Annotated in this window: 25 protein-coding genes; 13 read left to right on the forward strand and 12 right to left on the reverse strand. The window is 73.6% G+C overall.

Annotated features, from left to right (window positions below; genetic code table 11):
• Window positions 1-22: 22 nt before the first annotated feature.
• Both AC0AIB_RS01235 and AC0AIB_RS01240 read right to left on the reverse strand, forming a co-directional pair.
• Window positions 23-442, reverse strand: coding sequence for a YciI family protein (locus AC0AIB_RS01235; RefSeq protein ID WP_328346100.1), 420 nt, complete (start codon window positions 440-442; stop codon window positions 23-25).
• A gap of 95 nt (window positions 443-537) precedes the next feature.
• Window positions 538-1,404 (reverse strand): class I SAM-dependent methyltransferase, encoded by an 867-nt coding sequence (locus AC0AIB_RS01240; RefSeq protein WP_465095832.1) that lies wholly within the window; start codon window positions 1,402-1,404, stop codon window positions 538-540.
• A gap of 45 nt (window positions 1,405-1,449) precedes the next feature.
• Between AC0AIB_RS01240 and AC0AIB_RS01245 the strand changes: the two genes are divergently transcribed.
• The 5 genes from AC0AIB_RS01245 to AC0AIB_RS01265 all read left to right on the forward strand — a co-directional run bounded on the left by AC0AIB_RS01245 (window position 1,450) and on the right by AC0AIB_RS01265 (window position 5,037).
• Window positions 1,450-1,965 carry an NUDIX hydrolase gene (locus AC0AIB_RS01245; protein ID WP_328346097.1) on the forward strand — a complete coding sequence of 172 codons (516 nt, stop codon included), beginning with the start codon at window positions 1,450-1,452 and terminating at the stop codon, window positions 1,963-1,965.
• Between the two features lie 41 nt (window positions 1,966-2,006).
• Window positions 2,007-3,245, forward strand: coding sequence for a hypothetical protein (locus tag AC0AIB_RS01250; RefSeq protein WP_465095833.1), 1,239 nt, complete (start codon window positions 2,007-2,009; stop codon window positions 3,243-3,245).
• A 31-nt stretch (window positions 3,246-3,276) separates the two neighbouring features.
• A complete protein-coding gene (locus AC0AIB_RS01255) occupies window positions 3,277-3,525 on the forward strand; it encodes an ABC transporter permease family protein (protein WP_328346093.1) in 249 nt (82 codons plus the stop codon).
• A 206-nt stretch (window positions 3,526-3,731) separates the two neighbouring features.
• Window positions 3,732-4,346 carry a methyltransferase domain-containing protein gene (locus AC0AIB_RS01260; RefSeq protein ID WP_328346090.1) on the forward strand — a complete coding sequence of 205 codons (615 nt, stop codon included), beginning with the start codon at window positions 3,732-3,734 and terminating at the stop codon, window positions 4,344-4,346.
• 85 nt (window positions 4,347-4,431) lie between these two features.
• Window positions 4,432-5,037: a class I SAM-dependent methyltransferase gene (locus tag AC0AIB_RS01265; RefSeq protein WP_328346088.1), complete on the forward strand. Its 606-nt coding sequence runs from the start codon at window positions 4,432-4,434 to the stop codon at window positions 5,035-5,037.
• A 138-nt stretch (window positions 5,038-5,175) separates the two neighbouring features.
• Here AC0AIB_RS01265 and eccB read toward each other — a convergent pair whose 3' ends face one another.
• Window positions 5,176-6,561, reverse strand: a complete 1,386-nt coding sequence (eccB, locus tag AC0AIB_RS01270; protein ID WP_328346086.1) for a type VII secretion protein EccB — start codon at window positions 6,559-6,561, stop codon at window positions 5,176-5,178.
• Between the two features lie 214 nt (window positions 6,562-6,775).
• On the opposite strand from eccB, the gene AC0AIB_RS01275 reads away from it, so the two are divergent.
• The 3 genes from AC0AIB_RS01275 to AC0AIB_RS01285 all read left to right on the forward strand — a co-directional run bounded on the left by AC0AIB_RS01275 (window position 6,776) and on the right by AC0AIB_RS01285 (window position 8,919).
• On the forward strand, window positions 6,776-7,489 hold the full coding sequence (locus AC0AIB_RS01275; protein WP_328346084.1) for a polyamine aminopropyltransferase: 714 nt from the start codon (window positions 6,776-6,778) through the stop codon (window positions 7,487-7,489).
• Between the two features lie 62 nt (window positions 7,490-7,551).
• Complete coding sequence (locus tag AC0AIB_RS01280) at window positions 7,552-7,731, forward strand: hypothetical protein (RefSeq protein ID WP_328346082.1); 180 nt, start codon at window positions 7,552-7,554, stop codon at window positions 7,729-7,731.
• 204 nt (window positions 7,732-7,935) lie between these two features.
• Window positions 7,936-8,919: a hypothetical protein gene (locus tag AC0AIB_RS01285; protein ID WP_328346080.1), complete on the forward strand. Its 984-nt coding sequence runs from the start codon at window positions 7,936-7,938 to the stop codon at window positions 8,917-8,919.
• Between the two features lie 105 nt (window positions 8,920-9,024).
• Here AC0AIB_RS01285 and AC0AIB_RS01290 read toward each other — a convergent pair whose 3' ends face one another.
• Window positions 9,025-9,345 (reverse strand): DMT family transporter, encoded by a 321-nt coding sequence (locus AC0AIB_RS01290; RefSeq protein WP_328346078.1) that lies wholly within the window; start codon window positions 9,343-9,345, stop codon window positions 9,025-9,027.
• Window positions 9,346-9,485: 140 nt separating this feature from the next.
• Between AC0AIB_RS01290 and AC0AIB_RS01295 the strand changes: the two genes are divergently transcribed.
• On the forward strand, window positions 9,486-10,502 hold the full coding sequence (locus AC0AIB_RS01295) for a hypothetical protein (protein ID WP_328346076.1): 1,017 nt from the start codon (window positions 9,486-9,488) through the stop codon (window positions 10,500-10,502).
• A gap of 30 nt (window positions 10,503-10,532) precedes the next feature.
• Here the strand turns inward: AC0AIB_RS01295 and AC0AIB_RS01300 are convergent, their stop codons facing one another.
• Both AC0AIB_RS01300 and AC0AIB_RS01305 read right to left on the reverse strand, forming a co-directional pair.
• Complete coding sequence (locus AC0AIB_RS01300; RefSeq protein WP_328346074.1) at window positions 10,533-11,678, reverse strand: fatty acid desaturase family protein; 1,146 nt, start codon at window positions 11,676-11,678, stop codon at window positions 10,533-10,535.
• Window positions 11,679-11,692: 14 nt separating this feature from the next.
• Window positions 11,693-12,784, reverse strand: coding sequence for a ferredoxin reductase (locus AC0AIB_RS01305; RefSeq protein WP_328346073.1), 1,092 nt, complete (start codon window positions 12,782-12,784; stop codon window positions 11,693-11,695).
• Between the two features lie 83 nt (window positions 12,785-12,867).
• Between AC0AIB_RS01305 and AC0AIB_RS01310 the strand changes: the two genes are divergently transcribed.
• Complete coding sequence (locus AC0AIB_RS01310; protein ID WP_328346071.1) at window positions 12,868-14,109, forward strand: PucR family transcriptional regulator; 1,242 nt, start codon at window positions 12,868-12,870, stop codon at window positions 14,107-14,109.
• 72 nt (window positions 14,110-14,181) lie between these two features.
• Here the strand turns inward: AC0AIB_RS01310 and AC0AIB_RS01315 are convergent, their stop codons facing one another.
• Window positions 14,182-14,451 (reverse strand): GlsB/YeaQ/YmgE family stress response membrane protein, encoded by a 270-nt coding sequence (locus tag AC0AIB_RS01315; RefSeq protein ID WP_328346069.1) that lies wholly within the window; start codon window positions 14,449-14,451, stop codon window positions 14,182-14,184.
• Window positions 14,452-14,575: 124 nt separating this feature from the next.
• Window positions 14,576-15,349, reverse strand: coding sequence for a dienelactone hydrolase family protein (locus AC0AIB_RS01320; RefSeq protein ID WP_442930699.1), 774 nt, complete (start codon window positions 15,347-15,349; stop codon window positions 14,576-14,578).
• Between the two features lie 240 nt (window positions 15,350-15,589).
• Between AC0AIB_RS01320 and AC0AIB_RS01325 the strand changes: the two genes are divergently transcribed.
• The 3 genes from AC0AIB_RS01325 to AC0AIB_RS01335 all read left to right on the forward strand — a co-directional run bounded on the left by AC0AIB_RS01325 (window position 15,590) and on the right by AC0AIB_RS01335 (window position 18,061).
• Window positions 15,590-16,330 (forward strand): SDR family oxidoreductase, encoded by a 741-nt coding sequence (locus tag AC0AIB_RS01325; protein ID WP_328346067.1) that lies wholly within the window; start codon window positions 15,590-15,592, stop codon window positions 16,328-16,330.
• Between the two features lie 65 nt (window positions 16,331-16,395).
• Entirely contained in the window at window positions 16,396-17,301 is a 906-nt protein-coding gene (locus tag AC0AIB_RS01330; RefSeq protein ID WP_328346065.1) for an RNA polymerase sigma-70 factor, read from the forward strand.
• Window positions 17,302-17,404: 103 nt separating this feature from the next.
• On the forward strand, window positions 17,405-18,061 hold the full coding sequence (locus AC0AIB_RS01335; RefSeq protein ID WP_328346063.1) for an HNH endonuclease family protein: 657 nt from the start codon (window positions 17,405-17,407) through the stop codon (window positions 18,059-18,061).
• 75 nt (window positions 18,062-18,136) lie between these two features.
• On the opposite strand, the gene AC0AIB_RS01340 is transcribed toward AC0AIB_RS01335, so the two are convergent.
• From AC0AIB_RS01340 to AC0AIB_RS01355, 4 genes are all read right to left on the reverse strand, one after another.
• Window positions 18,137-19,594 carry an MFS transporter gene (locus tag AC0AIB_RS01340; RefSeq protein WP_465095843.1) on the reverse strand — a complete coding sequence of 486 codons (1,458 nt, stop codon included), beginning with the start codon at window positions 19,592-19,594 and terminating at the stop codon, window positions 18,137-18,139.
• A gap of 126 nt (window positions 19,595-19,720) precedes the next feature.
• Window positions 19,721-20,554 (reverse strand): thioesterase II family protein, encoded by an 834-nt coding sequence (locus tag AC0AIB_RS01345; RefSeq protein WP_328346059.1) that lies wholly within the window; start codon window positions 20,552-20,554, stop codon window positions 19,721-19,723.
• A complete protein-coding gene (locus tag AC0AIB_RS01350; RefSeq protein WP_465095834.1) occupies window positions 20,551-21,666 on the reverse strand; it encodes a class II histone deacetylase in 1,116 nt (371 codons plus the stop codon). Before AC0AIB_RS01350 ends, AC0AIB_RS01345 begins: the two co-directional genes overlap by 4 nt.
• 102 nt (window positions 21,667-21,768) lie before the next feature.
• Complete coding sequence (locus AC0AIB_RS01355; protein ID WP_328346056.1) at window positions 21,769-22,074, reverse strand: hypothetical protein; 306 nt, start codon at window positions 22,072-22,074, stop codon at window positions 21,769-21,771.
• Window positions 22,075-22,083 lie beyond the last annotated feature (9 nt).

Here is a 22,083-nt window from a genome sequence, read left to right on the forward strand (position 1 = left end):
GCGGTGCCGTGGCCGGTGGTGGTCAGAGCTGGCCGGTCCGCTCGCGCCACGCCCGCTCCCTGACGACCCACTCGTTGTCCTGCGGAAACTCGTCGATGCTGGGTACCCGGCGGACCTCGCACCTGCTGCCGCTGATCGCCGGCATCCGCCGGGCCCACTCCACGGCCTCCTCCTTCGATGCCACGTCGATCAGGTAGAAGCCGCCGAACAGCTCCTTCGTCTCGCCGTACGGCCCGTCGGTGACGACCGGGGTCTCCCCGCTGTAGTCGACCACCACGCTCTCGGCCGGGTCCTCCAGGCCCTCGGCGGCCACCAGCACACCCGCCCGGATCAGCTCCTCGTTGAACCGCCCCACCGTCTCCAGCATCTCCTCGAAGGGCGTCTCCATCATCTTCGCGACGGACTCGTCCGTACCCCGCATGATCAGCATGTACTTGGCCATCTTCGCTCCTCGCCGTCGGGTCGCTGTCCGACCCTCTCACCTCAGGTCGAACGGGGACCCCGCCGGATCGACACGACCCGCCCACCGGTTTTTCGTCAGGCCGGCCGACGGGCCAGCACCAGCGTCGTCCGCAGGTCCAGGGTGACCGTGCCGCCGAAGCCGTCGACCGCGGTGCCGATCGCCGCGAGGACCCGTTCCCGCAGCTCCGGTGGTCGGCGCAGCTGTGGCGAGAAGGTGCCGACCAGCCGCTGGTACGCCGCCGTGGTCAGCGGCACCGACCGGCGGAAGGCTGTCGACCGCACGTCGGTGAAGAGTCCGCTGGCGGTGATGTCGGCGTGGAACCAGTCCTCCGGCTGGTCGTGGTGCGGCACCGGGTCGACCGACTCGAAGGCCGCCCGGATCGCCGCCGAATGGGCCGGGTCGACGTAGTCGTAGCGGTGGGCGAAGACGGCCAGGGTGCCACCGGGGGTCAGCGCGTCGTGGGCCCGCCGGTTGCGGGTGGCCGGGTCGAGCCAGTGCCAGGCCAACGCGCAGGCCAGCAGCGACACCCCACCGGGCGGCGGTGACCACCGCTCGAACCGGGTCACGGTCACCTCGACGCCGGGGAACCGGGCGGCCAGCACCGCCGCCATCCGGGCGTCCGGCTCGACGCAGGTCACCCGGGCCCCCGGCCGGCGCGGCTCCGGTGCGACGGCTGCCGGCCCTGCCACGCCCCGCTCCCGCCGCCCGGAACCTTCAGGCCCCGCCGCGGCCGGCGGCCGGCGGGTCGGCTCGGCGTCCGCCGCGGCGAGGTCGACCAGCAGGGCGGTGGCCAGGCCGGTGCCGGCACCGACCTCGACCAGCCGGGCGGGGGGTCCGCCGTGATAGGCGAGGATGGTCCCGGCGAGGGCGGCCGGATATCCCGGCCGGATCTCGTCGTAGTCCGCCGCCACCTCACCGAAGACCTCAGCCATGATCGCCATCGTCGCACCGTCACCGCCCTGACGGTGCCCCGTCGAGGGAGCCCCGTGACCGAACTGCCCCGGGACCTGCCCGTGCTCGAACGCACCGCCGTGCGGCTGGTGGTCCGCGACCGGGACGGACTGATCCTGCTGTTCCACACCCGCGACCCGGAGCATCCCCGGCTCGGCACCTGGTGGGAGCTGCCCGGTGGGGGCGTCGACCCCGGGGAGTCGTACCCGCAGACCGCGCTGCGGGAGCTGCGGGAGGAGACCGGCTTCGTGGTCACCGCCGGGCAGCTCGGCCCGCCGACCTGGCGGCGGCGGGCCAGCTTCATCCACCGTCAGTTACGGCACGTCCAGGACGAGGTGGTGCTGACGGTACGCCTCGACGCCGCCGCGCCGGACGTCGACGGCGCCGACCGGCTCGACTACGAGGTGGAGGACTACTTCGGTTTCCGCTGGTGGAGGGTCGACGAGATCGTCACCAGCACCGCCCGGTTCTACCCCGGCCGGCTGCCCGAGCTGCTCACCGCGTTCCTGGCCGGCGAGCAGATCGACGAACCTTTCGAACTCTGGTCCTGACCGGGGTGCCGACGGCGCCCCCGGTGGGCACAGTGGAGGGCATGACGACGATCCCGTACGCCCCACTGGCCCGGTACGCCGCCCGGCTGCACGCCGACATCGGTGACCGGCACCATGTCGCCTCCCCGCTCGGCGCCTGGCTGCTGTTGGCGCTCGCCGCGCCGGCCGCCACCGGTGCGGTCCGGGACGAGGTGGCCGACGTGCTCGGCGTCGACGGGGAGACCGCCGCGGCGGCGGCCGCCGCGCTGCTGGACCGGCCGCACCCGCTGGTGCCGTCGGCCACCGCGGTCTGGCACCGCCCCGGTGCGGACACCGGGAAGCTGGCCGGCTGGCAGGACGGGCTGCCCCGCCACACCGCCACCGGCCCCCTGCCCGACCAGGCGGGCCTGGACGCCTGGTCCCGCGAGCACACCCTGGGGCTGGTCGACAGGTTCCCGCTCACCGTCTCTCCCCGGGTGCTGCTGGCGCTGGCCAGCGCCCTGGCCACCCGGATCTCCTGGGCCGCGCCGTTCGACCTGGTGCCCGGCTCGGCGCTCGACCGCTCGGGCGGCGGCTGGGCCGGACGGCTGACGCGGGCGTTGCGTACCCCGGAGCACGGGCACCGGGCGTGGATCGCGTCGACCGGGGCGGCCGGTGACGTCGCCGTGCACACCGCATCGGCGGTGGAACGCGACGAGGCCGGGCTGGTGGTGCTCTCGGTCGTGGCCGACCCGGCGGTCCGGCCGGCCGACGTGCTCGCCGCCGGCTACGAACTGGCCGGTGCCGCGGTGGACGGCGAACCGGCCCGCCGGTCCCTGTTCGACCTGCCGCTCGGGGCGGGACCACTCGGGACGCTGCGCGAGGAGCGGGTCCGCACCTCCGCCCGCGACGGCCGGGAGGAGCGGCACCACGCGGTGCTGCCCTGCTGGTCGGCGCAGGACGAGCACGACCTGACCGCTCCCGGGCTGGGTTTCCCGGCGCTGGCCCGAACGCTGGGCGGGCTGCTCGGCGCGGAGGTGGGCGTCGAGGCCCGGCAGGCAGCGGTGGCCCACTACGGCCGGTACGGCTTCGAGGCCGCCGCGGTGACCGGGGCGTTCTCCCTGGTCAGCCTTCCACCGGAAGGTCTCCGACGGACCGCCGTGCTGCGCTTCGGGCACCCGTACGCGGTGCTCGCGGTGGCCACCGACCACCGGGACGGCGGAGTCGGGCCGTGGCACGGGGTGCCGGTCTTCTCGGCCTGGGTGGCCGAGCCACGGGAGCCCACGGAGGCCGACCTCACCGACCCGCCCGAGCCGGCCTGACCCGGCTCGCTCCTCGGCCGGGGCGTCGATCATGGCGGTCGCCCTCTACGTCTTCATGATCGCCTGGAACGAGTTCCTCTTCGCCCTGCTCTTCATGGTCGACAGACCCGACAGGTGGACGGTGTCGCTGGGGCTGTCCCTGCTGGCCGACGGGGTGGAGGTGCCCAAGACCGTGTTGATGGCCGGATCGGTGCTGCTCACCCTGCCCATCGTGATCCTCTTCTTCGCCGGGGAGCGGCTCCTGACCGAGGGGCTGACCAGCGGGGCGGAGAAGGGCTGACCGACACCCGGGGTCGAATCGGAGATCACCCAGGGTGACCAGCGCCGACCCGGTGCCGAACCGCCGCTCACGGGGGCTGACGACGGCCGCCCGGGTCCGTAGCATCTCTCGGGTGCCCGCGTCGGCGCGGGCACCCGACGGCCGGCAGCGTGCCTCCGCACGCCTGCCGGGTGGCGACGTTTCCGCGACGGGCAGAGGGGCCGGCGATGAGTCGAGCAGAGCAGGACACCGCGGCGGGCACCGAGGGTGAGGACTACACCCAGCGGTTGCAACGCCTCGGTGGCGCGCGCTGGAAGCAGGTGCTCGACGTGCAGGCGCCGTACCGGTGGAACCTCCAGCGCCTCGAGCTGGGCCGTACCCTCGACGTCGGCTGCGGCCTCGGCCGCAACCTGGCCAACCTGGGTGAGGGCGCGGTCGGGGTGGACCACAACCCGACCTCGGTGGCGCACGCCCGGGCGGCCGGGCTGGAGGCGTACACCATCGAGGAGTTCCACCAGTCCCCGCACGCCCGGCCCGGCGCCTTCGACGCGCTGCTCGCCGCCCACCTGCTGGAGCACCTGCCCGCCGAGGCTGCCCTGGAGGTCGTCTCCGGCTACCTGCCGTTCCTGCGTTCCGGCGGCACCGCGGTCTTCATCACCCCGCAGGAGCGGGGGTACGCCAGCGACGCCACCCATGTCCGGTTCGTCGGGTTCGACGAGGCCGCCCAGGCCGCCCGGGACCTCGGCATGACTGTGGTCAAGCAGTACTCCTTCCCGTTCCCCCGGTCGATGGGCAAGGTCTTCACCTACAACGAGTTCGTCACTGTGGCCCAGCTGCCCTGAGCCTGCTCCCCGGCCCGTCGTCCCGCCGGTGCCGGAGAGGCGGTGAGCGCCCCGTCGCGCCCGGCCGGCCGGTTACCGTGGCGACATGACCAACCCGACCCGGTGGGCGACCGAGACCGGCCCCGAACACTCGCAGTGGTACATCGACCGGTTCCGGCGGCTCGCCGCCGAGGGTGCCGACCTGGCCGGTGAGGCCCGCCTGGTCGACGCGGTGGTGGCACCCCGCTCCCGGATCCTGGACGCCGGCTGCGGCACCGGCCGGGTCGGCGCGGCGCTCGCCGAGCGGGGGCACCGGGTGGTCGGGGTGGACGCCGACCCCGCCCTGATCGAGGCGGCCCGCGCCGACCACCCCGGGCCCCGCTGGCTGGTCGCCGACCTCGTCGAACTGGATCTCGCCGCGGCCGGTGAGACCGAGCCCTTCGACGCCGCCGTGGTGGCCGGCAACGTGATGGCCTTCGTCGCCGCCGGCACCGAACCCACCGTGTTGGCCCGGATCGCCGGCCACCTGCGCCCAGACGGGGTGGTCCTCGTCGGTTTCGGCCTCGACCGGGGGTACCGGCTCGACCACTTCGACAGCGACGCGGTCGCCGCCGGCCTTCGGCTCGAACAGCGCTTCGCCACCTGGGACCTGCGCCCCTGGCGGGACGAGGCGGACTTCGCGGTCAGCCTGCTGCGTCGCCCGCCCGCCTGAACCCGCGCCATCAGGGCCGCCCGGGTGCCGCCCGGCGACGACGGCCGGCCCGCGCCGCCCGGACGGCCGTCACCCCGGCGTCGATCACCGGGTACCTCCGTCGATCATCGCCGGGGGTGGCCTCCGCGGCGGGGCCGGTCAGGACGGGCCGGCGGCCGACCGGGCGGCGACCGGGTCGAGGGTGCTGCCGGCGGGGACCAGGCTGACCAGGCCGGCGGGGAGCCGTACCGGGGTGACCCCCTGGTAGCCGAGCATGCCGAGCACCTCGACGTCGGCGAGCACGTAACGGCGGCCCAGGTCGGTGACCACCGACACGGCGCCACCGCCGGCCCCCGGCGCGGCCACCGACTCGACCACCGCACCCCGGCCCGGCTCGACCAACACGTGGTCGACGCGCACCCCGCCCGAGCGGTCGGCGGTACGAGCGGCGGCGGTGGGATCCGGCGTGGCCGTGCCGATCCGTACGTCCTGGACCACGCCGTCGGTGCCGACCCTGGCACAGAGCGCGCCACCGTCGGCACCGGCCAGGCGGGGCGGGGCGGGCGGCGGCGCGGTCGGGCCGGTCGGCACCAGATCGGGCAGCTTGGGCAGCGCGGCGAACCGGCCCAGGGTGATCGGCGCCGGTTCGTCCTGGCCGGTGCGGGCCATCAGCAGCGCCGCCTGGAGTTCGGTGATGCCGGCCAGGCCGTCCCGCTCGGCGACCGCGTACTGCCGGCCACCACCGGAGTTGCGGACCAGGTAGACCTCTCCGATCGCGGCACCGGCGACCTCGGACGAGGGCTCGCCGAGGCCGACCAGCGCGGGCGGGGCCAGGTCGACGCCCGCCGGCAGGGCGTTGAGCAGCGCAGGGGCGGCGGGGACCGCGCGTTCCCGGGTGGCGGCCAGGGCCGCGAGCACCTGGGCGGTGTCCCGCAGCAGGTGCCGGCGCTGGTGCCAGATCAGGTGGAGGGAGCCGTCCGGGTGCCGGACCAGCACCGCCTCCTCGGCGAGCTGCCGCCCGCCGGTCACCTCCCGGCCGATCAGCAACGCCGACCGGGGGGCGGCCCGAGCGGCCTCGGCCGGTTCCCAGGAACAGACCGTCCACGGCGCGGTGGAGAGCCGCCCGGACGCCGGCAGCGAGTCCGGCGCGTCGGCGATGCCCAGCGGCAGCCCACGCGGCACCCCCTCGATGGACCGCCGCGACACCAGCACCGTGCGGGACCGGTCCGCCCCCACGATCAGCAGCGCCGAGGCATAGTTGAGCACCGGGTGCAGCCGGCCGTCGCGGTAGACGAACCGGGCCCCGGACTCCTTCTCCACGATCACCGCGCCGGTGTCCCGCCATTTCGACCCGCCGCCGGCGAACAGTCCGTAGAGCGCGAAACCGCCCAGGCCGATCGCCGCCACCAGCACGCTGGCCAGACCCGCTCCGGCCAGTCGGCGAAACGGCGAACGCGCCGGGTCGGTCTCCCGCATGACCAGGGCGGCGACGGCCCGCTGCATGGTGAACTGGTAGGAGTGGAGCTGGTCCTGCCGCGACGGCATGGCGTCCCTTCCGCGAGTCCTCGGCGGACAGGATATGCGTTGCGTCGATGTCCCGTGGACCCTGCGTCGCGACGCCGGCAGCGGCCGCGGAGCCGCGTCCGGTCGGTCGTCCGACGAATGACGCCGCCCTACGACGGCGCCGCGCGAGCCGACACCGATCCGAACCGGTCGCCCCGGTAGCATCCCGGCACGACGACGGTGGAAGGACGGCCGGGTGGGCGTGCGATTCGAGGAACTGGCCTGGCGGGAGACCCCGATCGGCGCCATCAGTCTGCGCCGGCGGCGGGACCCCGCCCTCGACGTCGACGTGTACGAGGTGAAGCTCGACGACGAGTACCTGATGTCCAGCCTCTTTCCGGTCGCCGAGATCGAACTGGCCCGGCTGGGCCTGGCCCCGCTGGGTGACGAGCCCCTCGACGTGGTGGTCGGCGGTCTCGGCCTCGGCTACACCGCCCGTACCGCCCTGGAGGACGGTCGGGTGCGTTCGGTGCTGGTGGTGGAGACGATCGAGGACGTCATCGACTGGCACCGCCGCCAACTGCTCCCCTTCGCCGCCGGCCTCGCCCCGGACCCGCGGACCCGGTTCGTCCGGGCGGACTTCTTCGCCGCCGTCGCCGACGGCACCGGCTTCGACCCGGAGCAGCCCGGCCGGCGTTTCCACGCCGTGCTGCTCGACGTCGACCACTCCCCGCGCAACGTACTGCACCCCAGCCATGCCGCCTTCTACACCGCCGGCGGCCTGCGTCGGCTGGCCGACCTGCTGCATCCCGACGGGGTGTTCGCGCTCTGGTCGGACGATCCGCCGGACGACGCGTTCGGCCGGGTCCTCGCCGAGGTGTTCCCGACCTGGCGGGCCCACGTCGTCGCGTTCGCCAACCCGCTGACCGGTGGCGAGTCCGCCAACACCGTCTACGTCGCCCGGCGCTGACCAGGCATACGACGGCACGGAACGGGAACGCAGGCAGGTCAGTGCTGTCAGAGGAGGTGGACATGCGGGCCATGCTCTTCGTCGTCGGTGTCGTCGGCGGCGCGCTCATCCTGCTCGGGCTGCTGCTGGAGGCGGTCCGCTGGCTGGCCATCATCGGTGTCATCGCGCTGTTGGCGGTGATCGTGCTGGCGTTCGTCCGGGGACGGCAGTCGGTGCACCGGCACTCGGCGGGTCGCCACTGACCCACGCCGGTAACCACGTCACGGACCCGGGTCCCACAGTGCGGACCCGGGTCCCACCGTCTCCCCACGAACCCCGCCCCTGCCGGGTGGAGCGCAACAGGTCGGTCCGGGATCGGACAGCGGCGCAACCGGCACGCCCCGGCGTACGTGTGACGGTCATCGGAAGTGCCCGGGACAACCCCGGGACCCGAACGGGGAGTGACGATGACCCACCTCGCACGACGTACCGCTGTCGCCGGCCTGACCGTCGGGCTGCTGGCCGCCCCGGTCGGCGTCGCCGGCACACCGGCCGTGGCCGGCCAGAGCCGGTCGGGCTGCACGGTCCGCCCGCTGGCCTACCCACCCGATGTGTACCGGGCCGACGCCGAGGCCATCGACCCGACCGGCCGGTTCGTCGCCGGCACCGCGCTGCGGGTCGAGGAGACCGGAAACCGTGACCTTCTGCTGGTCTGGGACCGGGACCGGCTCACCACCCTGGAGTCGCCCCTGGTCAGCGACGTCGCCGACGTCGACACCAACGGGACGGTTCTCGGCAACGGCTGGATCGACGCGTACAGCCGCCCCTGGGTGTACCGCGGCGGAAAGCTCACCCTGCTTCCCGTCGCACCGTCCCAGAGCGTCGGCGCGACGGCGATCAACGAGGCCGGCGACATCGTCGGCACCGCCGAGGACAGGACCACCGGTCGCTACCACCCGCTGCGCTGGCCCGCGGCCCGGCCGGGCACCGTCGAGGTGCTGGACATCCCGCGGCCCGACGCCCAGCCCGCGGCGATCACCCAGGACGGCACCATCGTCGGCAACGCCGGGGACTTCGCGGAGTGGACGGCGTGGGTCCGTCGTCCCGACGGCCGGGTCGCCGACCTGACCGTGCCCGGTGCCCGCACCGCCCTGGTCGACGCCGCGGCGGGCCACTGGGCGGTCGGCCGGGTCGACCTGGGCGGCGCCAACGCGGTGAAGGTGCGTTGGGATCTGCGGGACCGCTCGTGGTCCCGGCTCGCCGACGAGCTGGTGTCGGTCACCGACGTCAACGCGCGCGGGGTGGTCGTCGGCGGGGACCGCATCGCCCGGGGTGGCACCTCGCGGGTGCTGCCCGGTGGGACCGGCACCCGGGCCATCGCCGACACCGGCGTCGTCGTCGGGTTCCGTAACGACGGCCGGGTCACCCCGATGCGCTGGGTCGGCTGCTGACCGTCGACGGATCCCACAGGCGGGCCTGCGGCACCGGCACTGCGCCGGTCGCCGTCGGCCGCCGCCGGAGCCTGAGCCGGCCGGCCCGCACCCGGGGCGGCCGGCTCAGTGCGCCCCGCCGAGGTTGAGCACCACCACTCCCCCGATGATCAGGCCCACCCCGATCACCTTCGACACGCTCAACGGCTCACCGAGAAAGGCCGCGCCGACCGCGACGATCGCAGCGGTGCCGAGGCCGGACCACACGGCGTACGCCACTCCGACCGGGATGTCCCGCACCGCCAGCGCGAGCATGCCGAAGGCCAGCAGGTAGGCGGCGGCCAGCCCGACCGTCGGCCAGAGCCGGGTGAACCCCTGCGTCGCCTTGAGCAGGCTGGTGCCGGCCACTTCGGCGCTGATCGCGATCAGCAGGAACACGTAGGCCATCTCGGATCCCTCCGGTGCGTCTCCCCATGATCCCGCACCGGCCACCGCTCGTACCGGCACACCACGATCGGAGCGTTCGGGTAACGTGCTCCGCACGCTGAGTACGGGGTTTTCCGCAACAGCTGTCGATCGGAGTCGCCATGGTCCGCCACCGCATGCTCGCCGGGGTCGCCGTCGGCCTGCTCACCGCCGCGCTGGGCCTGCCCGGTGCGGCCGTTGCCGGGCCACGCCAGGACAGCCTCCGACTCTGCGTGCTGCATCCGCTGCCGCTGCCGGCCGAGGCGACGCAGGGCAAGGCCGAGGCGGTGGATCCGGCCAACCGGTTCGTCGCGGGCACCGGCGCCCGGATCACCGACGGGGTGTGGGAACCGCTGCTGCTGCTCTGGCGCGGCAACCGGGTCACCGCCGTGCCCACCCCGCTGGCCGGGGAGGTCACCGGCGTCAACACGGCAGGGGTCGTGATCGGCAACGGCTCCATCTCGGCGACGTACCGTCCCTGGCGGTACCAGGACGGCCAGTTGACGGAGCTGCCCGTTCCGGGAACCGTCTCGAACGTCTGGGCCACCGGGATCAACGCACGCGGCGACATCGTGGGGCACGGCTCGGTGGAGGCGACCGAGACCCAACTGCCGTTGCGGTGGCCGGCGGACCGACCGGGCACGGTCGAGACGGTCACGCCCCTGACCGAGGGGAGCGCCGACGCGGTCCTGGACGACGGCAGTGTCGTCGGCACCTCCGTCGCGCCGGGCGGCACGACGCACTACGCCGGCTGGGTGCGCCGCCCGGACGGAGGGATCCACTGGCTCGCCGTGCCCGGCAAGCCGCGCTCCTGGGCGAGCGCGGCCCGGGGCGACTGGGCGGCCGGCGGGGCGGACGACACCCCCGACGAGGGCGACGGGACCCCGTATCGGTGGAACCTGCGTACCGGGAAGGTGACGCCGGTCCATCCGGCGGTGGGCTGGCGGATATACGGCGTGACGACCAGCGGCGTGGTGGTCGGCGATGCGGCAGTGGGGCACGGCGACCGGGTGACGCCGCTGCCGGGGCGGGGGGGAAGTGTCCACTACCTCAAGGCGGAGTCGATAGCGGACGACGGCACGGTGGTCGGCTGGACCTCCGGCGGACGGCTCAGCCCGGCGCGCTGGACCGGCTGCTGACCGGCCCGGGTGGACGGTGCCGGCGGCGGGTCAGACCCCGGAGGTGGCCAGCGCGCGGGCCGGGCGCTCGTCGGTGGTCGGGCGGGCCGCCTCCCGGTCGGGCAGGGAGAGCCGGATGACCTTCCACCAGGCGGAGGCGACCTGTTTGGGCAGCGGGCCGGTGGTGTACTTCAGCCCGTACCTGTCGAACAGCGCCCGCACCTGCGGGGCGATCTCCTGGTAGCGCTTGCTGGGCAGATCGGGGAAGAGGTGGTGCTCGATCTGGAAGGACAGGTTGCCGGTCATGATGTGCATCAGCCGGCTACCGCTGATGTTGGCCGAGCCGAGCATCTGCCGCAGGTACCACTCGCCCCGGGTCTCCCCCTCGATCGAGGTCTTGGAGAACGTCTCCACTCCGTTGGGGAAGTGCCCGCACATGATCACCGAGTGGCTCCACAGGTTGCGGATCAGGTTCGCGGTGAAGGTGGCGGCGAGGGTGCTGAGGAAGGACGGGCCGGACAGCAGCGGGTGGATGACGTAGTCCTTGAGCACCTGGCGGCGGATCTTGCGGCCGACCGCGCGCAGCCGGGCCCGGAACTCGGGGGCCTTGTGCCGGCCCTTGCGCAGGTTGCGGCCCAGCTCCAGGTCGTACGCGGCGATGCCGTACTCGAAGAAGCAGGCGTTGACGAAGTTCCACAGCGGCTGGCCGAGGTGCAGCGGGTACCACTTCTGGTCCTCGTCGACCCGCATGATGCCGTACCCGAGGTCGTTGTCCTTGCCGAGCACGTTGGTGTACGTGTGGTGCAGCTGGTTGTGCGAGTGCTTCCACTGGTCGGCCGGGGAGACGTGGTCCCACTCCCAGGTGGTGGAGTGGATCTTCGGGTCGCGCATGAAGTCGTACTGGCCGTGCAGGATGTTGTGGCCGATCTCCATGTTCTCCAGGATCTTGGCCACCGCCAGACCTGCGGTGCCGACCACCCAGGCCGGCGGGAAGAGCGAGAAGAGCAGCACCGCGCGGCTACTCATCTCCAGCGTCCGCTGGGTCTTGATCACCTTGCGGATGTAGGCCGCGTCGCTCTCGCCACGCTCGGCTAGCACCCGGTCCCGGATCGCGTCGAGCTCCTTGCCGAGGATCTCGATGTCCTCGGCGCTCAGGTGGGCGATCGGGTTGTCGGTCTTCTTCTGGATGACTGTCACGTCCGGCCTCCTGGTCAGAGATCGATGTCGCAGGTACCGGCCGCCGCCGACACGCAGGTCTGGATGAGCACGCCGTCGCCCGGGACGGCGGTGGTGAGCGTCCCGTCACGCAGGTCCCGCACCGCCCCCTGACGCAGCGGCAGGACGCAGCCGTAGCAGATACCCATCCGACAGCCGGAGGGCATCAGCGCCCCGGCGGCCTCGCCGGCGTCGAGGATCGGGGTGCCGCCGTCGGCGTCGAGGGTGAGGCCGGCCCGGGTGAAGGTGACGGTGCCCCCCTCACCGGGGGCGATGACCGTCGGCCGGAACCGCTCGGTGTGCAGCCGGTCGGCGACGCCGGCCGCCGCCCAGTGCTCCTGCACCGCGTCGAGCATGCCGACCGGCCCACAGGCCCAGGTCTGCCGGTCGAGGTGGTCGGGCACCAGGGTGGCTAGCTCGCCGACCCCGAGCAGCCCGTGCCGGTCGGTGTGCCGCTCGACCAGCCGGATGCCACCCTGCGCGGCCAGCGCGCGCAGCTCCGCGCCGAACACCACGTCGTCCGGGGTCGGTGCGGAGTGCACGAGCACCACGTCGGCCCGGGTGTGCACACCGGCGCGCAGCATGCCCATCACCGGGGTGACGCCGCTGCCGGCGGTGAGGAACAGGACCCGGCCCGGGGCCGGGTCGGGCAGGACGAAGTCACCGAGCGCCTGGTCGAGCTGGACGACGGTGCCCACCCTGGTCCGGTGCACCAGGTGGTTGCTGACCCGGCCGTCCGGGATGGCCTTGACGGTCACGGTGATCCGACCGTCGGGGCGGTCGGGGGCGGAGGTCACCGAGTAGGCCCGCCACTGCCGTACCCCGTCGACGTCGACGCCGAGGCGGACGTACTGGCCGGGGGTGTGGCCACGCCAGGCGCGGCCCGGCTGGATGGTGAGGGTGGCCGCGTCCCGGGTCTCCCGGTCGACGGCGACGATCCGCCCGCGCAGGGCGGCCCCGGCGCGCAGTGGCGCGACCAGGTCGAGGTAGTCCTCCGGCAGCAGCGGGGTGGTGACCGTCTCGGCCAGCCGGAGCAGCCGGTCCCGGACGGATGCCTTCGCCGGGGGACGAGGGACGGTGGTGGTCATGACCCCAGAGTGCTCGCTCTTTCGCATAACATCTTGACCCAGGAAGGTGAATCGGGCGCGATTTCTTGTTCGAGGGGAACAACATGTCGGAATCGGGGGCAGCCGGCCACCTTGGCGGTCGACTGGAGCTCGACGCTCAGGTGGCCGAGCGGTTACGCAGCCGGCTGCCGCTGGTCGCCGCGCACACCGTCACCACCATCACCGGCGAGGTGCCCGCCTACTCCGGCACCCTCACCGGTCAGATGCGCGAGAAGATCGAGAACGCGGTACGGATCGCCTTGGGCACCTTCCTCCAGCTCATCGAGCGGGCCGGGGCGGCCGACCCGAGCACCCCGCTGAGCCGGGCGCTGGAGGCCGCGTACGCGTTGGGCGCCGGGGAGGCGCGGGCGGGGCGGAGCATGGACTCGCTGCTGGCCGCGTACCGGGTGGGGGCGCGGGTGGCCTGGCGGGAGGTCTCCACCACCACCGTACGCAGCGGGCTCTCCGCCGAGACGGTCGCCGAGTTCGCCGAGCTGATGTTCGCCTACATCGACGAGCTCTCCGCCGCCAGCGTCGCCGGGCACTCCGACGAGCTGGCCAACGTCGGTCGGGCCCGGCGGCGGGACCTGGACCGGCTCACCCAGCAACTGCTCGCCGGTGAACCGGAGGAGGTGCTGCGGCGCAGCGCCGAGCGGGCCGAGTGGCCCCCGCCGCAGACCCTGACCGTGGCGGCGCTGCCGCGTAGCAGCCTGCGTGCGGTGCTCGCCGTGCTCGGCCCGCAGACCCTGGAGAGCGGCGAGGAGCTGGCCGGGACGCAGTGGGCCGAGGAGGCGGCGCTGCTGCTCGTACCGGACATGCACGGGGGGCGAAGACGGCAGCTCGCCACGGTGCTGCACGGACACCGCGCGGTGCTCGGGCCGGCCCGCCCCTGGGTCGCGGTGGCCCGGTCGTACCAGCGGGTGTTGAAGGCGCTCGCCCTCGGCGTGGCTCCACCGGCGGACGGCGCCGCGCTGGACACCGAGGAACACCTGGCCCGGCTGGTGCTGCACACCGATCCGGAGGCGCTCGCCGACCTGCGGGCCCAGGTGCTCGCGCCGTTGGCCACGCTCTCACCGGCGACCGCCGCGCGGTTGGCCGAGACGATGCGCTCCTGGCTGTTGCACCAGGGCCGCCGCGACGACGTCGCCGCCGACCTCTTCGTGCACCCGCAGACGGTCCGCTACCGGATGGGTCGGCTGCGCGAGCTGTACGGCGACCGGCTGCACGAGCCCGGCACGGTGCTCGACCTGACCGTGGCGCTGGCGTTCCCGCCTCCCGCCGGGCAGGACGAACCCGCCGACCGCTGACCGGCGGGGACGGGGGCCGACAGCCGTGCCGGCCCGCCCCGGGGAGGGGGTGGGCCGGCACGGGGGCGCAGGTCAGTGCCGACGTCGGCCGTACGTACCGGCGAGGAGGGCGACACCGATGGCCGCGAAGGCCACCTGGATGAACAGCTCGATCCAGTCGATGCCGGCCGTCTCGTCGACGCCCAGCGCCGCGGCCACCAGAGTGCCGAGAATCGCGGCCACCACGCCGATGGCCAGGGTGAGCAGGATGGAGATCTTCTGCTTGCCCGGCACCACCAACCGGCCCAGCGCTCCGATGACCAGGCCGATGATGATGGCGGTGAAGAAGCCCTGTACTTCCACGTGTTCCGTCCCTCCACGAGTCGCTGTCGCCTGGCTTCTGCCCCCGGCGACCGGGTGGTGAAACCGGCTCAGGGCCGCCCCGGGCCGAATGTCACGCGACTGTCATGAGGCCGCGCGCCGACCGTCATCCGGCCGCCGCGCCGCTCCCCCCGAAGGTCCGGTCGAGCAGGTCGAACAGGGCGGACCAGTGACGCTCGGTGGCCTGCTCGTCGTAGAGCGGGGTGTCGGCCATCGTGAAGCCGTGGGCGGCGCCGGGGTAAAGCTCGGAGCGGTAGCTGACCCCGGCGGCGTCGAGCGCCCGCTCCAGCGTGGTGATCTGTGCGGCGGTCATCGACGCGTCCTGGTCGGCGTGGGCGAAGTACAGCTCACCGGTGACTGCGCCGACGCCCAGGTGCGGGCTGTCCGGCTCGTCGGTGACGACCCGGCCGGCGTGGAAGCTGGCCAGCGCCGCGATCCGGTCCGGATGCGCCGCGATCGCGCGCAGCGCGTTGGTGCCACCCATGCAGTACCCGACGATCGCCACCGGTCCGGGCGCGACGTCGTCACGGGCCGCCAGGAAGTCCAGGTAGGACCCGCTGTCCCGGGCCATCAGCTCCGGGGTGAGCGCGGTGATCAGCGGCACGATCCGCCCGAACAGCTCGCCGCGCCGCTGCGGGTCGGCCAAGTCACCGAGGTCGAACAGCGGTGCCCGGCCGGCCCGATGGAACAGGTTCGGCACCAGCACCAGGTGGCCGCGCGCGGCGATCCGCTCGGCCATCTCGGCGAGCCGGGGGCGCAGTCCGAAGGCGTCCATGAAGAACAGCACCGCCGGAAACGGCCCGTCGTCGTCCGGCCGGACCAGGTAGGCGTCCGCCGCGCCGTCGCTGGTCGGCACCTCCACCGTCGTCGTGGCCACCATGATCTCTCCCTCACCCGGGTGCCGGCGCACCCACCGCCGGAACGCTACCCGGCGACGGACCGGCCTGCCGGCACGGCGCTGGTGAGCTGGCGGATCGGCCGGTGGGCGCAGTGCCGCGGCTGCCGGGAGCCGGCGGGCGACGAGCGAATCGGGCCGGAGCTGTCACGGATCGACGACCCGGCCGGTCGTATGGATGCAGGGTGGTACGACCGCCACGGACGGACAGGGAGTGGATCAACTGTGAAGATCGTCGTCATCGGGGGCAGCGGACTCATCGGCAGCAGAGTGGTGGCGCTGCTCGGGCAGCAGGGCCACGACGCGGTAGCGGCCTCGCCGCGCACCGGAGTGGACACGCTCACCGGCGTGGGGGTGGCGGAGGCGCTCGACGGCGCCGACGTCGTGGTGGACGTGTCGAACTCACCGTCGTTCGAGGAGGTGGCCGTCCTGACGTTCTTCGAGACGTCCACCCGTACCCTGCTCGACGCGGAGGCTGAGGCCGGTGTACGGCATCACGTGGCGCTGTCCATCGTCGGCGCCGACCGCATCCCGGACAGCGGTTACATGCGGGCCAAGGTGGCGCAGGAAGCGTTGATCGCGGCGGCCGGGATTCCGTGGACGGTGGTACGCGCCACCCAGTTCTTCGAGTTCGTGCCGGCCATCGTCGAGTCCGCCGTCGTGGGCGACGAGGTGCGCCTGCCCCCGGCGCTGATCCAGCCGATCGCCGCCGACGACGTGGTGGCGGTGGTGGCCGAGATCGCGGTCGGCGCACCTGTCGACGGGATCGTGGAGCTGGCCGGGCCACAGCGGTTCGGCATGGACGAGCTGGGTCGGGAGGCGCTGGCCGCCGCCGGTGACCCCCGGTCGGTGGTCACCGACCCGCAGGGGCGCTACTTCGGGGCGCTGCTCACGGAGCAGTCGCTGGTCCCGCTCGGCGACGCCCGTACCGGTGGCATCCGGCTGGCCGAGTGGCGCGCACGCTGACCCTGCGCGCGGACCCGACGTCGGGTGACGTCGGGTCCGCGCGTCGTGCCGCCTACGGTAGGTGCATGACGACCGGCTCCGGGGCCACCGCCGACGGGCAACCGACCGTGGCGGCGGCGGACCTGGCCGCGTTCCTCGACGTGCGGCCGAGGTTGTTCGGGCTGGCCTACCGGATGCTGGGCAGCGTCGTCGAGGCCGAGGACGTGGTGCAGGAGGCGTGGCTGCGCTGGCAGGGCGTCGACCGGAGCGGGGTACGCAACCCGGCGGCCTTCCTGACCACCACGACCACCCGGCTGGCGGTGAACGCGGCGACGTCGGCGCGGGCCACCCGGGAGACGTACGTCGGGCCGTGGCTGCCCGAACCGGTCGACACCAGCGCCGACCCGACCCTGGGCGCGGAACGGGCGGCGGCGCTGGACGTCGCGGTCCTGCTGTTGCTGGAGCGGCTGGCCCCCGCCGAGCGGGCCGCGTACGTGCTGCGCGAGGCGTTCGACTACCCGTACCGGGAGATCGCCGAGGTGCTCGGCACCTCCGAGCCGAACGCCCGGCAACTGGCCAGCCGGGCGCGGCGGCACCTCGCCGTCGAGGGGTCCACGCCGGCCCCGCCGCAGCGGCGGCGGCAACTGGTGCGGGCGTTCCTCGGTGCGGCCCGCGACGGCGACCTGGCCACGCTGGAGCAGCTGCTCACCGCCGACGTGGTGGCCCGCTCCGACGGTGGCGGCCGGGTGCACGCGGCCCGCCGCGACGTGTGCGGGGTGGCCCGGGTGACCACCTTCCTGGACAACGTGCGGCGCAAGTACTGGCGGACGACGACTATCGACCTGGTCGAGGTCAACGGCGGCCCCGGGCTGCTGGTCGCGAGCGACCGCCCGGTCACCCTGATCACGCTTGACACCTCGGTACGCGGCATCGAACGGCTGCTGCTGGTGGTCAACCCGGACAAGCTGGCCCGGCTGCCAGCCCGCCGCTGACAGGCGATTTCGTCCATCGTTCACGGAACGCGTGCTGGACCAATGCTTCGATCTTCGTCTATACATTTCCCAGGGAGCCCACATCTCACCTGGACGGAGCACCATGAACCGACGCCCGCGTGCCGCCGCGACCATCCTCACCGCGGTCCTCGCCACCACCGGCCTCGCCCACCCCGCCGGGGCCGCCGGCTACTCCGCCCCGCTGACCACCGCCGTCGCCGACCTCACCGTCGCCGCCGAGAACCGCACCGGCTACAGCCGGGACCTCTTCCCGCACTGGATCGACGCCGACGGCGACGGCTGCACCACCCGCAACGAGGTGCTGCTCGCCGAGGCGGTCAGCGCGCCCGCCGTCGGCAGCGGCTGCGCCCTCAGCGGGGGCCGCTGGTACTCCTACTACGACAACGCCTACTGGACCGCCGCCGGTGACCTCGACATCGACCACATGGTGCCGCTCGCCGAGGCGTGGGACTCCGGGGCACGCAGCTGGACCACCAGCCGCCGCCAGGCGTACGCCAACGACCTCGGTGACAGCCGGCCGTTGGCGGCCGTCACCGACAACGTCAACCAGGCCAAGGGCGACCAGGACCCGGCAACCTGGCTGCCGCCGTACGCCACCGCCCGGTGCCGGTACGTCACCGAGTGGGTCGCCACCAAGACCCGCTGGCGGCTCACCGTCGACAGTACCGAGAAGAACGCCCTGACCAGCCTGGCCGGTGGTTGCCCGAACGTCACCATCTCGGTCAGCTACGCCTACTGATCCCGGGGCGGCCCCGGGCCGGGCCGGTGGCCGCGTGGTCCACCGGCCCGCCCCGGCCCGACGGGCGGACGCCGGTCAGGACGCCGTCCGCGCCGGCACGGCGTCGGCGTCGGCCACCGGTGCGTCGTCCGACCCCGCCGGTCGTCCGCGGACCATGGTCAGCACCGCGACGGTCAGCAGGACGGTGATCACGGTGCTGATCGCGCCGATCACGTTCAGCCCGTCGGTGAACGCCTCCCGGGCGGAGGCCAGCAGCGTCGCGCCGACCTCCCCGGGCAGCCGTTCGGCGGCGGCGACGGCGGTGGCCAGCGTGTCGCCCGCGGCGGCTCCCTCGGGAACTGTCAGCTGGCTGCGGTAGACGATGGTGCCGATGCTGCCCAGGATGGCGACGCCGAGCGCCATGCCCAGTTCGGTGCTGGTCTCCGAGACGGCCGAGGCGGATCCGGCCTGCGCGGGCGGTGCCGAGCCGACGACGATGTCGGTGCCGAGGGCGATCAGCGGCCCACCCCCGGCATAGACCAGGAGGAAGCCGACCACCAGTTGGGTGAGCCCGCCCTCGCTGCCGACCAGGGCCAGGGTGAGGTGCCCGACCGCCGAGACGGCCAGGCCGACGGCCACCACGTGCGCCGGGGCGAAGCGCGCGGCCAGCACCGGCGAGAGCATCGAGGTGACGATCAGGGCGAGCGCCGCCGGTAGCAGCCAGAGCCCGGCGCGCAGCGGGGAGAGCCCCACCACCAACTGGAGGTACTGGGTGACGAAGAGATACGTCCCCCCGGCGATCAGCATGCTGAACAGCATCGCCACCAGGGCGGTGGTCAGCGCGCGGTTGCGGAACAGGCGCAGGTCGATCAGCGGGCTGGTGAGACCCCGCTGCCGGCGGACGAAGAACACGCCGACGGTCAGGCCGACGACGATGGCGAGCACCGGCAGCAGGCCCGGGTCGTCCTTGGCCAGCTCCTTGAGGCCGTAGATGACGGGCAGGATGGTAGCCAGGGACAGCGCCACGCTGGTCAGGTCGAGCCGGCCGGCGTCGGCGTCCCGGTACTCGGGCAGCAGGCGCGGGCCGGCCAGCAGCAGCACCGCCATGATCGGCACGTTCAGCAGGAAGACCGAGCCCCACCAGAAGTACTCCAGCAACGCGCCGCCGACCACCGGGCCGAGCGCGATGCCGACGGAGAACATGGTGACCCAGACGGCGATCGCGATCCCCCGCTGCTTCGCGTCCTGGAACATGTTGCTGATCAGCGCGAGGGTGGACGGCATCAGGGTGGCGCCGGCGATGCCGAGCACGGCGCGCGCGGCGATCAGCATGGCGGGGCTGTCGGCGTACGCGGCGATCACCGAGGCGACCCCGAACGCGGCGGCACCGATCAGCAACAGCCGACGCCGGCCGATGCGGTCGCCGAGCGTGCCCATGGTCACCAGCAGGCCGGCGATCATGAAGCCGTAGATGTCGATGATCCACAACATCTGCGGCGCGCTGGGCAGCAGGCTCTCGCTGATGTGCGGCACCGCGAGGTGCAGGACGCTCATGTCGATGGAGAGCAGCAGCGTCGGCAGTGCCAGCACTGCCAGGCCCAGCCATTCCCGGGGGCTCGCCCGGTGCTGCGGTTCGCTCGTGGTGCCCAAGGTGGTTCCTCTCTGGATCGTGCGGAGTGGTCAGCGCGACAGGGTCGCACTGGGGTGGGACATTTCTTGATGTTCCGCCAGATGGGGGAAACAAAGCGGTAAAAGATGTTCCGCGATGGTGGCTGCGGTGTCCGGCGCGTACAGGTAGAAGTGGCCGCCGGTGAACATCCGGCGGGTGAAGGCCCCCGTCGTCTCCAGCGACCACAGGTGCAGCCGGTCGGCGACGACCACCGGGTCGTCCACCGCGCCCAGCGACAGGATCGGCACCGCCACCCCGGTCGGCGGTCGACGGTAGGTCTCCATGGCTTCGAGATCGGCCCGGATCGCGGCCAGCGCGGGCCGCACCAGGTCCCCCCGGTGCAGCAGTTCCGGGCCGATCCCGCCGATCTCCACCAGGTGTTCCAGCAGCTCGGCGTCGGTCCGGCGGTGCGCGAACGGCGGCTCGCTGGGAAAGCACGGCGGTTGGCGGGCCGACACCGTGAGCAGCCGGGGCGGCCGGCCGAGCCGCTCCATCGCCCGGGTCAGCTCGTAGCCCAGCACACTGCCGAAGCTGTGCCCGACGACCGCGTACGGCAGCGGTGGCAGCTCCGCGACGGCGCGGCTGAGGCCGTCGACGAGCGGGGCCACCCGGCGCAGCGGCCGCTCGCCGGCCCGCAGCCCCCGGCCGGGCAACTGGGCGACCAGCAGCTCGACCCCCGCCGGCAGCACCGGCCGCCAGGTGCGGAACGCCGACGGCCAGCCGCCGGCGTGCGGCAGCGCGATCAGTCGCGCCCACGGCCCGCCGCGGCCCGGGCCGGCGGGCCGGGACCCGCCGTCGACCGGGTGCCGCAGGCCCGCACCCACCCGCATCAACCAGCCGTTCATCGGCTCCGCCCTCCTCGTGCCAGCATCGGGTGGTGGGCTTCCAGGTGCTCGACCACGCGGCTCTGCTGCGGTCGCAGCCGTTGCCCGGGAAGGTGCTCCAGCGAGTGCAGGAAGGGATCGGGCGGCTCCGGCAGGCCGGCGATCGCCGACGCGATGGCCAGCACCAGCGTCGGCTGGTACCAGGCCGAATAGCCGCCCTCGTGGACGAAGACGATCCGCCCGCCGGTGAGTTCGTCGGCCAGGGCGCACATCCCCACGGTCAACGCGTGGAAGGTCCGGCTGGTGCACATCATCCGACCCATCGGGTCGTGACCGCTCGCGTCGACACCGGCCGCGACCAGGATCAGCTCCGGGCGAAAGGCCCGCGCCGCCGGGGTGACCAGCCGGGACAGCGCCGCCAGGTACGCCTCGTGCCCCGACCCGGCCGGCAACGGCACGTTGAGGGTACGACCCACGCCGGCGCCCGCACCCGTCTCGGTCACCAGCCCCGACGCGGGCGGGAACAGCCCCTCCTGGTGGATCGAGACGTAGAGCACGTCCGGGTCGTCGTAGAAGGTCCGCTGGATGCCGTTGCCGTGGTGCACGTCCCAGTCGAGCACCAGCACCCGGCGTACCCCGTGCCGCTGCGCCGCCCGGGCGGCGACCGCCACGTTGTTGTAGAGGCACAGCGCCATCGCCCGGTCCGGCTCGGCGTGGTGTCCGGGCGGCCGGACCAGGCAGTACGCCCGGTCGAAGCGCCCGTCGAGCACAGCGGTGGCCGCCTGCACGCAGGCCCCCACCGCCACCCGGGCGGCCTGGGCGCTGTGGTGGTTGACGTACGCGTACACCCCGGCGTCGCCCGCGCCCAGTGCGGAGGCCGCCTCGACCCGGTCGAGGTGTTCCGGCACGTGCACCAGCAGCAGTTCGTCGTCGGTGGCTGGCTCGGGGGTGACCCGGGTGTAGTGTTCCAGCACCCCGGCCAGCCGGACCAGCCCCTCGGCCCGGCGCAGGTCCGGGTCGACGGCGTGCTGGCGCAGGGGTTCGATGCCCGGACCGACCGGCAGGTAGCCCGACCCCGGTCCGGGGTCGTGCCAGAAGCAGATCTCGTGGCTGTACCAGGCGAGCTTCGACATGGCGACGTCCTCGGCGCTCGACGATCGGGCAGGGGGCGGGTGGCCGGGGCGCGCCACCGACGGGACCGGGTCGGCGGCGCACCCCGGACCGGACGCCGCCGGTCAGGCGGCGACGGTGGCCGGTGCCCGGGTCACCCCGGACACCTCGGCGATGTACCGGTGGTAGTGCTCCCGCTCCTCGGCGGGGGTGAGCTTGGCCCGGAACGTGGCGTCCAGCCAGCCCAGCACCTGCTCGGCCTCGGCCCGGGTGAGCGCCCGGTCGCCGATTTCCTTCTCGAACTCCCGGATCCGGGCGGTCGGTGTCAGCACCCCCTCGGCGTAACCGGTCTCGTCGGTGTTGTGGTTGCGGGTGCAGGCGACGGCCTTCAGGACGGCACCGAAGAAGGCCCTGCTGTCGATGTCACTCACTGCGTTCTC

This window comes from Micromonospora sp. DSM 43699, assembly GCF_055517075.1.

Bases quoted from the DNA above. Each gene is read 5' to 3' on its own strand.
- AC0AIB_RS01235 (WP_328346100.1), bottom strand. From the start codon at position 442: ATGGCCAAGTACATGCTGATCATGCGGGGTACGGACGAGTCCGTCGCG.
- AC0AIB_RS01290 (WP_328346078.1), bottom strand. From the start codon at position 9,345: ATGGCCTACGTGTTCCTGCTGATCGCGATCAGCGCCGAAGTGGCCGGC.
- AC0AIB_RS01250 (WP_465095833.1), top strand. From the start codon at position 2,007: ATGACGACGATCCCGTACGCCCCACTGGCCCGGTACGCCGCCCGGCTG.
- AC0AIB_RS01335 (WP_328346063.1), top strand. From the start codon at position 17,405: ATGAACCGACGCCCGCGTGCCGCCGCGACCATCCTCACCGCGGTCCTC.
- AC0AIB_RS01310 (WP_328346071.1), top strand. From the start codon at position 12,868: ATGTCGGAATCGGGGGCAGCCGGCCACCTTGGCGGTCGACTGGAGCTC.
- eccB (WP_328346086.1), bottom strand. From the start codon at position 6,561: ATGCCGTCGCGGCAGGACCAGCTCCACTCCTACCAGTTCACCATGCAG.
- AC0AIB_RS01305 (WP_328346073.1), bottom strand. From the start codon at position 12,784: ATGACCACCACCGTCCCTCGTCCCCCGGCGAAGGCATCCGTCCGGGAC.
- AC0AIB_RS01240 (WP_465095832.1), bottom strand. From the start codon at position 1,404: ATGGCGATCATGGCTGAGGTCTTCGGTGAGGTGGCGGCGGACTACGAC.
- AC0AIB_RS01320 (WP_442930699.1), bottom strand. From the start codon at position 15,349: ATGGTGGCCACGACGACGGTGGAGGTGCCGACCAGCGACGGCGCGGCG.
- AC0AIB_RS01350 (WP_465095834.1), bottom strand. From the start codon at position 21,666: ATGTCGAAGCTCGCCTGGTACAGCCACGAGATCTGCTTCTGGCACGAC.
- AC0AIB_RS01345 (WP_328346059.1), bottom strand. From the start codon at position 20,554: ATGAACGGCTGGTTGATGCGGGTGGGTGCGGGCCTGCGGCACCCGGTC.
- AC0AIB_RS01295 (WP_328346076.1), top strand. From the start codon at position 9,486: ATGGTCCGCCACCGCATGCTCGCCGGGGTCGCCGTCGGCCTGCTCACC.
- AC0AIB_RS01340 (WP_465095843.1), bottom strand. From the start codon at position 19,594: ATGAGCGTCCTGCACCTCGCGGTGCCGCACATCAGCGAGAGCCTGCTG.
- AC0AIB_RS01255 (WP_328346093.1), top strand. From the start codon at position 3,277: ATGGCGGTCGCCCTCTACGTCTTCATGATCGCCTGGAACGAGTTCCTC.
- AC0AIB_RS01280 (WP_328346082.1), top strand. From the start codon at position 7,552: ATGCGGGCCATGCTCTTCGTCGTCGGTGTCGTCGGCGGCGCGCTCATC.
- AC0AIB_RS01265 (WP_328346088.1), top strand. From the start codon at position 4,432: ATGACCAACCCGACCCGGTGGGCGACCGAGACCGGCCCCGAACACTCG.
- AC0AIB_RS01330 (WP_328346065.1), top strand. From the start codon at position 16,396: ATGACGACCGGCTCCGGGGCCACCGCCGACGGGCAACCGACCGTGGCG.
- AC0AIB_RS01285 (WP_328346080.1), top strand. From the start codon at position 7,936: ATGACCCACCTCGCACGACGTACCGCTGTCGCCGGCCTGACCGTCGGG.
- AC0AIB_RS01260 (WP_328346090.1), top strand. From the start codon at position 3,732: ATGAGTCGAGCAGAGCAGGACACCGCGGCGGGCACCGAGGGTGAGGAC.